Consider the following 16,109-nt stretch of genomic DNA (forward strand, 5'->3'; position numbering starts at 1 on the left):
AAAGTTTTTCAGGGCCATATACTTTGAGGTAACCGGTTACGTAAAAGGGACGGGGCAATACTTCATGGAATGAGATGGATGGTCTATGATACCGACAATCAGAGATGTTGCTAGAGAAGCCAATGTATCAATCGCCACTGTTTCCAGGGTTCTAAATGGATTAACGGGCTATTCCGATAAAACCAAGCAAAAGGTGATTAAAACAATAGAGGATATGGGCTATCATCCCAACGCCATAGCGCGTTACCTGAACAACAGGCGCACCCAGACGATTGGGGTGATGTTCCCCGCCGTTACCAACGAGTTCGCGTCAGCGGTTCTGCAGGGGATTGAAGAATATGCGCTGGAGCGGGGCTACAGCGTGCTTGTATGCAATACGGCAGTAGACGGGAACCGGACGATGAAGTATCTGCAGGTGCTTCGGGAACGGCAGATCGACGGCATCATTTTCGCAAGCGAAGTGCTTAAGCATGAATACAAGCAGATTCTGGATACGATGCAGGTGCCGATTGTACTCGTTTCCTCCAAGAATGAGGATCCGAAGGTCCCGTTTGTGAAGGTCGATGATCGGCAGGCCTCGTACGATGCGGTACGATATCTGATCGATAAGGGGCATAAGGATATCGCGATGATCGCCGGCACGGCGGAAGATCCGATAGCGGGCATCCCAAGATTGCAGGGGTACAAGGATGCCTTGTATGACAAAGGAATTCCGTTTCGCAGCTCGCGGGTTGCTTACGGGGATTTCCATTATGACAGCGGCTGTACGGCGATGGAAACGCTGCTTGCGCAGGACCGCGGGATAACGGCCGTATTTGCCGCAAGCGACGAAATGGCCGTTGGAGCCATGAATGCCGCCATGCAGCAAGGCATCAGGGTGCCTGAGGATTTGTCCGTAATCGGCTACGATAATATCCGGCTGTCGAGGATGGTCTACCCGGCGCTGACGACAGTTGGACAGCCGTTGCTGCAGCTAGGCCGCGATGCGGCCGACAAGGTCATTACGATGATTGAAACGGGAAAGATCGTCCCGAGCCTTATCGTTCCGCATGAGATTGTGGAAAGGCAGACGGTCAAGGATTTGCGTACATAAAACAGGAAATGCGTGGCGGGCCAATGCAAGAGGTCTGTCACGCATTTTCTGCTCTTATATTGGGCGCGGGAGGTTCCACCATGTTTGGCAAATCCATGAAAAAAACGAAAAAGCTAAGCTCGCGGTTTGTCCTGCTGTTCTCGGCCGTCACCCTGCCGCTCCTGCTTATCCTGTTTGCTGCCGGTCACTATGCGCAGGATGTCGTGCTCACGCAGGTGGCGAATTCCTATCAGAATCTGGTGAATTCCAATCTGAATATGATCGACCGGAGCCTGGACGATATAACGACGAATATGGTTTACAACGTGGACCATGACGAGAACTTTCAGAAGTTCGGACAGACGGGGCTGTCGGACTCCGAATACTATTTTGCCCAGATGGAGCTGATTCAGAGAAATTCGGCTTACCGCTCCTATTACCATACGGTAGACATGTTCTACGTGTATTCGAAGCCCAATGACGTTCTGGCGACAACCAATGTCATCTCGGACACCGACCATGACCAGGTCAGCAGCTGGATTACGCAGACGCTGAATAACGCCGAAGAGCTGCATCCGCTTCTGTATCAATGGAAGATCGTCAAGATTGGGCAGGACTATTATTTGCACAGGGTTGTCAGCGATGATACGACCAATAACGCTTATATCGGCGCTTTGATCAGCATGAATACGTTAAAGCTGCCTCTTAAGGATGTGAGGACTGGCGGCGACGTGCTGTTTGCCGGAGAAGACGGGATGATTCTGTCCAAGCCGTCAGACAGCTTAAGCAAGGATTTTCGGCTTCCGGCCGATAAGCTGGCGAGGAATACGTCCTTCTCCTATTCGGACGGAGGCAAGAAGCTGTTTGTCATTACGAGCAAATCGCCGCTCAGCGGGATCAGCATGGCCGTGGTTCTGCCGTATTCGGATCTCTTGAAGGGGCTGAAGCAATTCCAGACGATTATCAATTTGCTTCCGCTGTTTGTCCTGATTATTCTGCTTGTCTATCTCTTTGTATTCCGGCGCATTATCCTCGCCCCGATTCTCCAGCTGCTTGGCACCATTCGGCGAGTGAAGGACGGGGACATGGAGATGAAGCTGCCGGATTCGCCGATTACCGAGTTTGCGATAATTAATCATACCTTTAACAACATGATGGACGAGATCAAGGACCTAAAGATCGACGTGTACGAGGAGCGGCTGAACGCCCAGAAGGCGGAGCTGAAGCATCTGCAGACGCAGATTAATCCGCATTTTTTCCTCAATACGATGAACATTATTTTTCAGCTGGCGGATTTGAAAAGATACGAGCTGGTGAAGAAGACGGTCCGCCATATGGTCGGCTACTTCCGGTTTATGCTTGGAACAAGCCGGGATACGATCACCTTGTCGCAGGAGCTTGAGCATATCCGCAACTATTTGGAGATTCAGAAGATGCGGTATCAGGATACCTTCGAATTCGAGATCGGGTGCGCGGAGGAGCTTCGGGATGCCCGTATTCCCTCGCTGCTCGTGCAGCCGTTTGCTGAAAATGCGATGATTCACGGCATGAGCGTCAAAGGTGAACCGTTCCTGCTTCAAATCACGGCCATGCGGGACGACGAGGACTCCGGCCTGATGCAGATTGAAGTCAAGGATAACGGCAAAGGCTTAAGCGAGGAGCGGATGGAGGAGCTGGCATCGGAGTTATACAAGCCCTCTTCGGACGATAATCACATCGGAATCTGGAACGTGAAGAAACGGGCGGCGATGCGTTACGGCAACCGGGCCCGGATCAGCTTCCGGCCAAACGAACCAAAAGGATTAGCCATACGGCTGACTTTACCTATCGATCATACAAAGGAGCGGGATGAAGATGGCGCGGATGCTGGTCGTTGACGACGAGAAATTTGCGGTGGACGGCATTTGCGAATGCAACGATTGGTCAACGCTGGGCATTGAAGCCGTGTATACCGCCAATCACGCCGATGCCGCAAGACAAATCATGAAGGAGCACCGCATCGATATTCTCGTCTGCGATATCGAGATGCCCGACGAGGACGGATTGTCGCTGGTCCGCTGGGTGAAACAGCATTCCCCGCATACCGAGTCTCTGTTTCTTACATGCCATTCGGAGTTTACTTATGCCAAGCAGGCGGTTAACCTCGGCAGCTTCGATTATTTGCTGAAGCCGGTCGACGGTGAGGAGCTTGTGCAGGCGGTCTCCTTAATGCTTCAGGCGGTTAGAGAGAAGGAAGAGAGCGTGCAGCATCATGCCGAGTACCGCAAATACGCGGAGCTGTGGCGCAAGCAGCAGCCGCTGCTCGCCGAACGTTTCTGGCAGGATATGTTGTCGAGGCGTCAGCTCTCGTTCGGAGATTTCCTTGAGCGGGGGCTGAAGGATGCCCAAATCGAGCTGGAAGCCGACGGCAGAGTGATGCCTATTCTCATCAGCATCGAAGAATGGCATAAGCCGCTTGATGCGCGGGATCAGGAGATAATGGAGTACGCGGTGAAAAAAGCCGCCGGAGAGCTGTTCCTCTCGGGCAGCGCCGGGGATGTCATTACGGACCGGAGCGGCGTGATGTTCGCGATGGTCTATACGGGAGGAGCCGCCCGGTCTGCGGGCAGCTGGATCGAGACCTGCAGAAGGTTCATCGAAGTATGCCGAACCTATTTCTACTGCCAGATCACCTGTTATATCGGAAAGTTCGTCAGCCTTCAGGAAGTGTCCGGGTTATGCGAAGGGCTGAAGGACAAGGAGCGTCATAACGTCAAGGAGTCGCAGTCGGTCATTATGTACGTGCCGCAAGGCAGTGCGGCCGCGCCGCTGCTAGTGCCGGACAATATCAACGTAACGGAATGGTCGTCCTATATGCTGAACAAGGAACGGGACAAGGTGATCTCCTTGATTAACCGTAGCGTGGATAAGCTGGAAGCGGGTCAAATACATCAGAACCAGCTGGAGACCTACCATCTGGACACGCTGCAGGTGGTTTACGGCTTTATGCACGTAAAGGGAATGAGCCCAAGTCAGGTGCCCAACTTCCCGCTGTGGGCATCGGCTCAAATCCGCAGCTTGTCCCAATACAGGCATTGGGCGGAAAATATCGTCTCTGCCGTCATGGATGCGGCCTTTACTGCATTAGAGAGCAACAGCGTGGTGCAGAAGTCGGTTCAGTATATGAAAGAGAACGTGGAGGAGGACATCTCCCGCGAGGACGTCGCCGCGCATGTCGGTTTGAATCCGGCTTATTTGTCCCGCCTGTTCAAGAAGGAGACCGGGCAGAACCTGATTGATTACCTCATCGAGACGAAGATGGCAAGAGCCAGACAGCTGCTCGATACGACGGGAATGACGGTCAGCGCAATCGCGCAGCAGGTCGGCTATTCGAATTTTTCGCATTTTACGAAGATGTTCAAGAAGCAATACGGGGTTAATCCGCAACAATACCGCAATGTCACAAAACGACTAGACTGAGGTTACAAAAACGGTAGGGGGGTCTGCCGGGCGGCCGTATACTTAGGACATACAAACAACAAGAAGGTGAAACACATGCCCGTGCTGCGACGGCTGCTGAAGCATCGCGCTTTGATTATTCTCGCGATACCGGGGATTATCATGCTATTTATCAATAACTATCTTCCGATGTTCGGCATTTTCCTGGCGTTCAAGGATCTGAACTATACGAAGGGCGTATGGGGCAGCGATTGGGTAGGACTGCAGAACTTCAAGTTCCTGTTTGCCTCCAATGACGCATGGATGATCATTAAGCACACGATTTTGTACAATGTCGCTTTCCTGGTCATCAATACGGTATTGGCCGTACTGCTTGCGATTCTGCTCAATGAGGTCAGGCGGAAGGTGCTGTCGAAGTTTTTCCAGAGTGCCGCCATTCTTCCGAACTTTGTATCGATGGTTATCGTTGGTTACCTCGTCTACGGCTTCCTGAATCCGGAGCTTGGCTTTATTAACAAATCAATTCTCGAGCCGATGGGCAAGGAGACGATTGCCTGGTATGCGGAGCCGAAATATTGGCCGTATATTCTCACGATTGTCAATACGTGGAAGACGGTCGGCTATTCCGCCATCGTCTATCTGGCCGCGATTGTTGGCATCGACCAGGAGTATTACGAAGCTGCCCGCATTGACGGGGCGAGCAAATGGAAGCAGATGACCGGCATAACCGTGCCGCTCATCACGCCGGTCATTATTATTCTGACGCTGCTTGCGGTAGGCCGGATCTTTAATGCGGATTTTGGCTTGTTCTACCAAGCAACGATGGCTTCGGGGATGCTGAAGGAAACAACCGAGGTTATCGATACCTACGTCTACAACGCTTTGCTGGTAACCGGCGATACGGGGCTCGCATCGTCCGCAGGTCTTCTTCAATCGGTCGTTGGCTTTGTGCTTGTCCTTACGGTCAACTATATCGTGAAGAAATTCAGCAAAGAAAACGCGTTGTTCTAGGGGGCCAAGCATGAAGACGAATAATCGCACAAACCCGTTTATCCTGTTGTTCTTAACCTTGTTCAGTTTGTCTTGTCTCATTCCGTTCTGGCTTGTTTTTATGGTATCGGTGACCAATGAGAACGATCTGACGCGAAACGGCTACACGTTCTGGCCTAATCATTTCGACTGGGAAGCCTACCGTTACCTGATCCATGATTCCGCGAATATCGCGAGAGCGTACGGGGTAACGATCACGGTTACGCTTACCGGCGTTGTAATAAGCCTGCTGATTACTTCAGCCATGGCCTACGCCTTGTCTCGAACTGAGTTTCCGTATCGGAATGCACTAGGTTTCTATGTATTCTTCACGATGCTGTTCTCCGGCGGACTGCTGCCCTGGTATCTGGTTTATACCCGGTTCCTTCATGTGCAGGATACGCTGCTTGCGCTTATCATACCGGGGTTAATCGGCGGCTTCAACGTCTTTATTATCCGGACGTTCTTTACGAACAGCATTCCACCGTCCCTTGTCGAGTCGGCCAAGATTGACGGCGCGAGCGAGTACCGGACGTACTTCAGCATCATATTGCCGCTGTCCCTGCCGGTTATGGCCACGATCGGGCTGTTCACTATCGTATCCTACTGGAACGACTGGTTCACAAGCCTGGTGTTTATCAATAACGAGAAGCTGTACTCCTTGCAGTATCTGCTTAACAAAACGCTGATGAACGCTTCGTTCCTGCAGAGCATCGCGAACAAGGCCTACAGCAATACCGCCAATGTGACGCAGCCGCTGGAATCGATCAGGATGGCGATGGCGATGGTGGCGATCGGCCCGCTCGTGTTCGTGTTTCCGTTCCTGCAGAAGTATTTCGTCAAAGGGCTGACGGTAGGCGCAGTCAAAGGCTAAGTCCGAACTCGCTTCGGTTTAGTATACAGAACTTAAGCTTGATCATTTTGGGGAGGTCACTTTAATGAAAAGTTTTAGACAAAGCTCGCTTGTTCTTCTGACGCTTATCCTTGCGATTGCGTTTGCCGCAACGGGATGCTCGTCGACGAACAAAGCCTCAAACGGCAGCAAGGAAGAGAATACGGCTTCGAGCTCGGCGAATACTTCGGCGGAACCGGCAAAAAACGCAGCGAAGGCGCTTGATCCTTATGAGGTCGTGATGGTGTACCCGGACGCGCCGCAAGCGGATCTGGCTAGCGTACAGACCGGAATGAACGATTATTTGAAGCAAACATACCCGGAATTAAATATGACGGTGAAGCTGAATCCGATTGACTGGGGCGCTTGGAACGACAAGACGAACCTTATGATGGCCTCCAACGAGAAGTTCGACCTGCTGTTCACGGCCGACTGGTTAGGCTATAACCAGCAGGTATTGAAGGGCGGATTGCTTCCGCTTGACGATCTGCTTGCCCAATACGGCCCGGATATCGAGGCGGTGGAAAAGGATTACCACGAGCCGGCCAAACGCGGCGGCAAGCTGTACGGCATTCATACGCATCAGGAGCTGGGCGGCTCGCAAGGCGTCTATCTCGACAAAGCGCTGGTCGACAAATACAACATGGACCTATCCGCTCTGAAATCCGGCAAAGTAGAAGATCTGGAGCCTTTGCTTCAAATCATTAAAGATAATGAGCCTGGCGTAACGCCGCTGGCGGCGCCAAGCTTCCCGCTTGAAGCTTACTATTCGTCGGGCACGCTGGATACGATCTCGAGCGTAGCGGCGGTAAACACGTTAAATACGGATCCGAACAGCCTTGATGTCATTAATTCCTTTGAAACGCCTCGTTACAAGGAGCTTGCCGACTTGACCCACAAATGGTTCAAAGCGGGCTTTATTAACAAAGATGCGTTGACTCCGGGACTTGATGCATGGAAGAAAATCCAGGCTGGCAAGGCTTTTGCCCTGGTAGGCGATATGGAGATTTTGGCTAATATGGAGATCGGCTCGGTAGCTAAAGCGCCTAACGCCTCTATTAAAGCCGGCCATGAAATGATCCAAATCCCGTTAAACGTCGACAGACTGCAGACCGGCAAAATGACGGCAACCATGCAAGCTATTTCCAAAACGTCGAAAGACCCGGCACGTGCCATGATGCTGCTGAACCTGTTCTTCAAGGATCAAAAGCTTCTGACGTTATTCAACTTCGGCGTAGAGGGTAAGCATTACGTGCTGAAGAACGGCCAAATCGCGCTGCCTGACGGCAAAACAACAAATGACACGGGCTTCTATCACGATATTATGTGGCAGATCGGCAACCAGATGCTGAACTACACCCGCGAAGGCGAAGACCCGAACAAATACCAGAACTACGAGAAATTTAACGAGATGGTCTCGAGCCGTCCGGCCCGCACGTTTGGCTTTATCTTTGATCCGGAACCGGTGAAGAACGAGATTATCGCCATCGACAATGCCAACAAAGCTTTTGTTGACGGACTGAAATCCGGCCAGCTGGATCCGGAGGAGAACATTCCGAAATTGCTCGAGAAGCAAAAAGCGGCAGGCGTGGACAAAGTCATCGCCGAAGCGCAAAAACAGCTTGACGCGTGGCGCGCGGCAAACGGCAAATAAGCAGCAGCAAGAAGGGTATAATCCAAAGCGGTTATACCTTTCTTTTTTAGAACGGCAGATAAAGCAGGAGAGCAATCGGAGATATGATTTCATTTTAGGAGGATACGATGAACAAGCTGAATAAAACCTTGCTGCAGTCGCTTGCAGCTATAGTTGCCTTGCAAGGTGCGGTATCGGTATTCGAAGCGGCAGCCGGTGAACATATATCGAGGGCTTATGCCGAAACGGCAAGCGGTGAACAGCGCCAATTCGTGAAAGCGATTACTTCGCTGGCGGTGGATAAAGCCCGCTATATGCCCGGCGAAGAGGCAACGCTGACTTTTGCCTTGAAGGACGACAGCTCATGGAGCGGCGAGCTCAATGTGGAGATTTATCAGTTAAACAAGCTTGTGGCCAAAGGCGCGAAGGCCGTTACGGTCCTGCAGGGGCAGGGAGAGCTGCAGGTAAAGTGGAAGCCACCGGCAGAGGACTATAAGGGCTATATGGTGAAGGCTTGGATGAAAGGGGCGGCCAGCGATGATTTTGTAACCGCTGCCATCGATGTATCCAGCGATTGGAAGAAGTACCCGAGATACGGCTATGTCGGCGAGTTTCCGAAGGAAACGGCGGAGCAAAGCGATGCGAAGCTGAAGCAGTTGTCCCAGGACTACTATTTGAACGGCTACCAGTTCTATGATTGGATGTGGCGGCACGATGTATCGGTCTATTCCAAGACGGACAGCAGCGGCAAGCCGCTTACCGACGAGAACGGAAATTTTATAACGGAAACGATGAATGCGGATACGCATTACACGGATTTGCTCGGACGCGAATTATTTCCGATGTCGGTGAAGCAGCAGGTGGCAGCCGCTCAGAAATACGGCTCTGCCGCGATGGCTTATGAGATGAATTATGCCGCGAGGGAGAATTACGAGGATTTTGGCGTCAGCCCGTTATGGGGGCTGTACAACAAGTCGGCGCAGTTCCCGCTTGATCCGGGCAACCCGCAGAAGGACCAGAACGGATTTACGTTTGACGTAAACGGCCATCCGACGTCGCTGTTCCTGCAGGATCCGGGCAATGCGGAGTGGCAGGCTTTTATTACGAAGGAGTTTAACCGCGCGGTAAACGAGTTTGGCTTTAACGGCATTCATCTGGATCAATGGGGAGCGAACGATAACGACTTTTTGTATGATTACAATGGCAATAAGCGTTATTACTCGCTAGATTACGGGAAGCTGATTAACGCGGTCAAGGATTCGTTAACCGTCAATAACCCGAATAAAAACGACGTGACCTTCAATATGGTCGGCGGCAATGCGGAATACAGCGCGGTGCCGAATCCGGCCACCAAGACGGACTTTGATTACAGCGAAATCTGGCAGGACCGGAATCAATACCGCGATCTTCAGAAGGTTGTGGAGGATACGCGCGCCGCAAACGGCGGCAAAGCGATGGTTATCGCGGGCTATATGAACTATAAGCAGGCGACCGGCGTAACAACCCGCGGAACGGAAGCGGAGGATGTTACGGCCACCGTCGATTACCAGTCCCGGATAACGAAGGCTTACGGATGGGTTGGCAACTTCGGACGCAAGGATACCGACGCGGTGACCTTTACCGTAACCGTTCCGGAAGCAGGGAATTACAATCTTGTCCTGAATTACGGCCAAGGCAACGGGACAACGGGGCCGGAAGGCAAGCTGACAGTAAACGGCGAGGTTGCGGAAGGCGTTATTCCTTTCTCGGTCAATACGGGCTGGGGCCATCCAACCGCGCAATATACGGTGCCGGCGGAGCTTAAAGCCGGTGAAAACACGGTCAAGCTGACGCTTAATACGAATAACCTGTGGCTGAACCTGGCCAGCCTGGACGTGGTGGGAGGCGGCGTGAACGACCGTTACGAAGCGGTGGATGCCAAGCTGGATACGGCTATCGTCGATCAGTACAGCAACGTCTACTATTTTGATACAAAAGGCGATTATTTGAAGTTCCACGTCCGCGTGCCGGAAGCGGGCGATTATCCGCTTGGCTTCAGCTACGCCTCGGATTGGCAGACGGTAAGCCGTGACCTGGTCGTTAACGATCAGCCGCAGGGCAGCCTTGCTTTCCCTGGCAACGGCACTTGGGATAAGTTTGTTGCGCATAACGGTTTGGCGACCGTTCACCTGGAGGCCGGCGACAATACGGTTATGTTGAAGGCGCCAACGGATGATTTGGGCATCAAGCTGCGGTATATGACTGTCGGGAACAAAAAGTACGAGGCGCTATATGCGGACATCCCGCAGACGAACAGTATTTCCTACAACGAAAGCAAGACGGATAATTTCGGTCAGGCCGGTCAAACGGTAACCTATGAGGTGGATCTGGCGGACGCCGTTGATCGGATTGCGGTGCTGTACCATGGCGACAATAGTCCAACGATGTCCGTGCTTGTAGACGGCGAGCCTGCGGAGAACGCGCAAAAGGTGTTGTTCCCGAAAACGCCTGGCGGCTGGGGCGGCGCGATGCAGCGGAAGGTGCTGGAGGCAGCGGTTCCGGCCGGCCATCATGCGATTACGCTCCGGATGGAATCCAGCGGCCAATATACGAATGTCGGCGGGCTGCTGGCCGGCGGGTACGAATACAGCACAGGAAGCGCGGTGACGGTCGGCGGCGTCATTCCGGTGGTTGGTTATGCCTCCGATTTTAATAACGAAAACGACCGGCTTGCGTTCAACGTAACCGCGGAGGAAGCGGGAAGCTATGATCTGCGTTGGTTCTACCGGAATAACGGGTCGCCGCTAAGCCGCTTGGTTTATATTGGGGACGGAGCAGGTCAGACGGTAAGCTTTGCGCCTACGGCAAACGACGAATGGGGCGAAGCCGTGTTAAGCGGAGTACAGCTTCAGAAGGGCGCAAACCGGGTAGTGATCAAGATGCTTGAAGGCAGCGACAGCGGCATTCAGCTGGACAAGCTGAAGGTTGTTCCCGTAGGAGGCGGCAGCCTTGCCGAACGCTCCTACGAAGCGGAAAGCTTAAATACGGTAACGCCGTTTTCGTTATACAAAGACACGGTAATGAATTTCGGCGAAGTCGGACAGCAGGTTACTTATCCGGTCATGATCCCGCAGTCCGGTGAGCAAAGCCTGATCTTTACGTATTCCAACCCGGGGGTGTTTACGACCCGTTCCGTCTACATTGACGGCGTACGAGCCAAGGATGCAAGCGGAAACGCTCTGAAGCTGGGATTATCGGGGACGGACAACAAAGACAGTTACAGCGGCGACGGCTACGTGATTATCCCGCATATGACGGCCGGGCAGCACACGGTGACGCTTAAGATGGAAGAGGACGATGAGCCGGGTATGATCCAGCTGCGCGGCGTAACGGCAGGCTATTTTGACGAATCTTCCGTACGGCTGATGGATGCGGCTCTGGCTTCTATGGGAGCCACCCATATCGAGCTGGGCACGGCGGAGAAGCTTGAGGAGGGGCCCAATATGCTGGCCCACGAGTATTACCCGAACCGCAGCAAGAAAATGACGGAAAGCACGAAGGAAGCGATGAAGGATTATTATAAGTTCTTCGCGGCTTACGAGAACCTGCTCTTCGACAGCAAGGCCGATTCTGCCGCTACAATTGGCGTTAAGACCGCAGGAGGAAAGGACCTGGCGCTGAGCAAGGACGGCTCGGAAAATACGCTCTGGTATACCGTCCGCAGGAATGCTTCGAACGAAGGCTATGAACATTACGATATTATCCATCTTGTTAATTTGCTCAATAACGACTCCGACTGGAGAAACGCGGCGAACGAGCCGGAGAAGCAAGGCGATCTGAAGGTTGATTATGCTGTTGGAGTAACCAAGCAGGAAGCTGCGGGGCTGAAGGTGTTTGCGGCTACCCCCGACCGTGGGGAAGGCGCTATGACGGAGCTGACTTATACCTGGAATGACGACCATATTGCGATTGATGTTCCTGCACTGGATTATTGGACGATGCTGGTCGTAGACCGAGATCCGAAGCAAGGGCAAGTACAGCAGCTTGATCTAAACGGCAGTGCGGGATCAGGCGGGGGCACGGCGGTTAAACCGCCGTCTGAGGGCAGTCGTACCGTAACTGAACAGGATGTGAACGACGCCGCAAACGGTCAAGTAGCCATCCTATTGGAAAAAGGAATGGACCGCGTATTGCTCCCTGTATCGCTCATCGGCAGTCTCGGCACGAATAAACTAACGCTTCGGGCAAGCGGCGGTCTTGCGCTGAAGTGGAATCCTGATACGCTGAAGAAGCTTGCAGATTCGGCCTCGGCCGGAACCTATCTGGAGTTTGCGCTGAAGCCGGTATCGTCTGCCGCAACGCCTGCCGTTCCGACAGACATGAGGCTGAAAGGTACCGTCTATTCCATTGAGCTGAATTTGAAGGCAAAGGACGGAACGTTGCTGACATCCGCTCAATCTGATCTTCAGGCTGAAGTGGAGTCTGAAGTGTCAGCTCCCAAGCTAAAGGGTAAGCTGCTTGGTTTGTACGTCTATGACCGCGGGAATAGTCAGTGGAAGTATGCGGGCGGCAAATACAAGGCTTCAAAGGACAGCTTTACGGCTGAAATAAATACCGCAGGCGCCTTTGCCGTATTTGAATACGAGAAGAGTTACGTGGATGTAGGAAGCTCGAGCTGGTTCTACGAAGCCGTTGCTTCGCTGTCGGCAAAGCATATCGTTAACGGCGTGACGGAGGAACAGTTTGCTCCGGAACGGAAGGGAACCCGCGCGGAAGTGATGGCTATGATTGTCCGGGCGCTTAATCTGAACGGAAATGCGGCCTCCTCTGCAGCCGGATTTAAGGATGTTCCGGCAGGCGCCTGGTATGGCAAGGAATTAGCCGCCGCTTATGAAGCAAGGCTCATTCAAGGAGATGCTTCCGGTCGTTTTAACCCGAACGCTCTAATTACCCGCCAGGAGCTGGCAGTCATGCTGCTGAGAGCTTATAAGCTTGCAGGCGGCGAATTATCGGAGGCTGAGGCCGGCAAGGTGAAGTATGCCGATGAGGCTCTAATAGCCGCCTGGGCGAAAACGGCGATTGCCGAAGCCGGCACGGCCGGCCTGATGCAGGGGAACGGCAACGGGCGATTCGCTCCGGAACGTCAAGGTACGCGCGCTGAAATCGCGCAGGCCATCGATAATTTACTGGAAAGGATCTAAAGATCCAGGGTGTAACCTTCCCTAGGCTGAGCAGCTCTATCTGCTCAGCCTGTTTAATAGGAACTCCTTATATTATCAAAGGATCTGCTAAGGTATGTTTACATGCCTTTATGCTATAGTTAATAGAATGGAAGATTAAGGAGGAGATTGCGCTATGAATATACTTATTACGGGTTCCAATAGAGGTCTGGGTTACGAAATCGCTGCCGAAGCGCTGGAGCGCGGGCATCATGTTCTTGCGGGCGTGCGCGATACCGCGGCGCCAGGCAAGCTTGCCGAACTTGCCAAGCCATACGGCGGGCAGCTGGAGCTTGTGGAGCTGGATGTTACGGACGAAGCGGGAGTTGCCGCGTTAGCGGGGACCTTGCGGCAGCAAGGAAGAGCCATTGGCGCAATCGTCAATAATGCCGCCATTCTCGTAGAACGCAATACCCCGATTGAGCAGTTGAATATCGAGGAAGTCGCTAAAACCTTCGATATTAATCTGTTTGGGCCAATGCGGGTCGCGAAGCATTTCCTTCCGCTAGTGACGGAGAAGCATGGAGCCATCATCAATATTTCTTCCGAAGCGGGAAGCATCTCGAATGCTTATCCGGGTGATTACCCGTACGGCATCTCGAAGACGGCGCTGAATATGTTCACGCAGCAGCTCCTGTCCGCCGTGAGGGAGCGGGGCATTCAAGTGCTTAGCGTACATCCGGGCTGGATGAAGACGGACATGGGCGGGGAGAACGCGCCTACCGATCCGCGCCAAAGCGCGAAGGGTATTCTGGATATGATCGAAGGTCAGCTCGTGCCGAAGGGCAAGTTCAATTTCGTGGATTATACGGGCAAGGAAATGCCGATCTAGCAATGTAATATTTGTTGAAGCTTGTCACCCGAACGGGAGACAGGCTTTTTGCGTTGTCGTTATTCTGCAGTTGATATGTCAATTCAGCTTGGCAAATAACATATATCATGATATATTGTTATATAATAAACACTTGTCAGAGGGAAGACGGGGGAACGAACAGGATGAACGAATCATCGAAACCGATGTATGAACGGATTTTCGAAGCACTCCGCGAAGACATTATAGAGAAGAAATATACGGCGGGCGACCGGGTTCCTTCGGAAAAGGAGCTGGGCGACGAATACAACGTGAGCCGGATTACGAGCAAGAAGGCGCTGGAGCTGCTGGCCAATGAAGGCTATATTATCCGGCAGCCGGGACGCGGCTCTTTCGTATCGGATCAGCCGGCGCCGCAGCCGAAGCAGCAGGCAGCAGCCGGGATCCCGGCACAGAAGACGCGCAAGGAAGACGGCAAGCTGCTGATTGGCCTTGTCATTACCGATTTTGCGGACAGCTACGGCAACGGGCTGATTTACGGCATGGAGGAAGCATCCCGCGAGCATAACTGCTACCTGGTTCTCCGGCGCACGTTCGGCATGCCTGCCCTTGAGGAGGAAGCGATCAAGGGACTGCTCGAGCTTGGCGTGGACGGACTCATTATTTTCCCGGCGCAAGGCGAATACTTTAATGCCGAAATCTTGAAGCTGGTCATTAACCAGTTCCCGTTTGTGCTTGTCGACCGCCATCTGAAGGGGATCTCGGCCAGCTCCATTGCAACGGACAATGTAGGCGCCGCCAAGGACGGAACAAACTACCTGTTTGAGCTTGGACATAAATCGATTGCATTCCTGACGCCTCCGCCGGTGGATACAACCGCTATCGAGGAACGGATCGAAGGGTTTATTCAAGCCCATGCGGAGAAGGGCATAGTTGTTGACCGGGAGATCTGGATGGAGAATATTACGTCTACGCTTCCGAAGCACAATACGGAGGAGAACAAGCAGGAGGATATTCAGAAGCTGATCAGCCATCTGAACAAGCATCCGCAGATAACGGCGCTGTTTGCGACGGAATTCAATATCGGGCAGATCGCGTTCCAGGCGGTGCAGCAGATGGGCAAGTCCGTGCCTAAGGACTATTCGATTGTCTGCTTTGATTGTCCGGAAACCAATGGACGTTACCCGTTTACCCACCTTAGCCAGAATCAGCACGAGATGGGGCGCGTTGCTTTCGAGAACGTGCTTAAGCTGTGGGCCGGGCAATCCGTACCGAACAAAATTCTGCTGGATGCTTCGCTTGTAGTCAGCGACTCGACAGGTCCGGCTCCATCCTAGTTTTCAAGTACACAAAAGCCTCCTTTGCGGAGGTTTTTTTATTTGCGCTTTTTCATGGCGGGCAGAGTATAACAAAAAAAGGTTAGAGCACAATATTTTTGCAGGGGGTGATGGAGAATCGTGGATAAAGAGAAGGTCGCTGATCTCATTGATGAAAATTATTATAAAATCGAAGAATTGCTTGATCAAAAAGTGCAAATCTGGTCCGACTATGTGGTCTTCTCAGGATTGTGGTGGCTGGGCGTTATGCTAAGCATTGTGCCTTGGATATTGTGGATCCTGCTCCGAAACAAGCAAAGCACGGACCGCATCTTATATGCCGGGTTTCTGACTACAATCCTTGCGCTGACGCTGGACGTACTGGGAGATCAATACGGATTCTGGCATTACAGGTTTAACGTCATTCCTCTTATCCCGACTTATTTCCCCTGGGATGTCACTTTAATGCCTGTAGGGGTCATGTTTCTAATACAGATAAAGCCTGCTGTCAGCCCATTCTTAAAAGCGCTGGTATTTGCCTTGTTAACCTCCTATGCGGCAGAGCCTTTTATTCATTGGCTTGGCATATATCAACCAACAAAGTGGCATCACACGTATTCCGTTCCGATTCAGTTTGGTCTCTATTTATTGGCTCACTACTTTAGTCGCCGACAAAAATTCAAAGAGCTGGCCTGAGCTCGACCTATAAAGAGGGGCAAT

General features: G+C 52.5%; 10 protein-coding genes. All 10 read left to right on the forward strand.

Translation table 11 applies throughout. The annotated features are described in order from the left end of the window. Positions 1-85 precede the first annotated feature (85 nt). The 10 genes from CFI03_RS26785 to CFI03_RS26830 all read left to right on the forward strand — a co-directional run bounded on the left by CFI03_RS26785 (position 86) and on the right by CFI03_RS26830 (position 16,085). Complete coding sequence (locus CFI03_RS26785) at positions 86-1,093, forward strand: LacI family DNA-binding transcriptional regulator (RefSeq protein ID WP_248761415.1); 1,008 nt, start codon at positions 86-88, stop codon at positions 1,091-1,093. 80 nt (positions 1,094-1,173) lie between these two features. Next, the gene (locus CFI03_RS26790; protein WP_248761417.1) at positions 1,174-2,949 is read left to right on the forward strand and encodes a sensor histidine kinase; all 1,776 of its coding nucleotides are present in this window, start codon (positions 1,174-1,176) and stop codon (positions 2,947-2,949) included. Continuing rightward, the gene (locus CFI03_RS26795) at positions 2,927-4,531 is read left to right on the forward strand and encodes a response regulator transcription factor (RefSeq protein WP_248761419.1); all 1,605 of its coding nucleotides are present in this window, start codon (positions 2,927-2,929) and stop codon (positions 4,529-4,531) included. Before CFI03_RS26790 ends, CFI03_RS26795 begins: the two co-directional genes overlap by 23 nt. 75 nt (positions 4,532-4,606) lie before the next feature. Beyond that, positions 4,607-5,521, forward strand: coding sequence for an ABC transporter permease (locus tag CFI03_RS26800; RefSeq protein WP_248761427.1), 915 nt, complete (start codon positions 4,607-4,609; stop codon positions 5,519-5,521). Positions 5,522-5,531: 10 nt separating this feature from the next. Then, the gene (locus tag CFI03_RS26805; RefSeq protein ID WP_248761435.1) at positions 5,532-6,413 is read left to right on the forward strand and encodes a carbohydrate ABC transporter permease; all 882 of its coding nucleotides are present in this window, start codon (positions 5,532-5,534) and stop codon (positions 6,411-6,413) included. A gap of 64 nt (positions 6,414-6,477) precedes the next feature. Continuing rightward, entirely contained in the window at positions 6,478-8,085 is a 1,608-nt protein-coding gene (locus CFI03_RS26810; RefSeq protein ID WP_248761443.1) for an ABC transporter substrate-binding protein, read from the forward strand. A gap of 107 nt (positions 8,086-8,192) precedes the next feature. After that, a complete protein-coding gene (locus CFI03_RS26815) occupies positions 8,193-13,244 on the forward strand; it encodes a glycoside hydrolase family 66 protein (RefSeq protein ID WP_248761445.1) in 5,052 nt (1,683 codons plus the stop codon). Positions 13,245-13,398: 154 nt separating this feature from the next. After that, complete coding sequence (locus CFI03_RS26820; protein ID WP_127491626.1) at positions 13,399-14,094, forward strand: SDR family oxidoreductase; 696 nt, start codon at positions 13,399-13,401, stop codon at positions 14,092-14,094. 164 nt (positions 14,095-14,258) lie between these two features. After that, the gene (locus CFI03_RS26825; RefSeq protein WP_248761447.1) at positions 14,259-15,410 is read left to right on the forward strand and encodes a GntR family transcriptional regulator; all 1,152 of its coding nucleotides are present in this window, start codon (positions 14,259-14,261) and stop codon (positions 15,408-15,410) included. A gap of 120 nt (positions 15,411-15,530) precedes the next feature. Beyond that, entirely contained in the window at positions 15,531-16,085 is a 555-nt protein-coding gene (locus tag CFI03_RS26830) for a CBO0543 family protein (RefSeq protein ID WP_248761457.1), read from the forward strand. Positions 16,086-16,109: the final 24 nt, after the last annotated feature.

It is taken from the genome of Paenibacillus sp. ATY16, assembly GCF_003399985.2.
GTDB lineage: Bacteria > Bacillota > Bacilli > Paenibacillales > Paenibacillaceae > Pristimantibacillus > Pristimantibacillus glycanilyticus.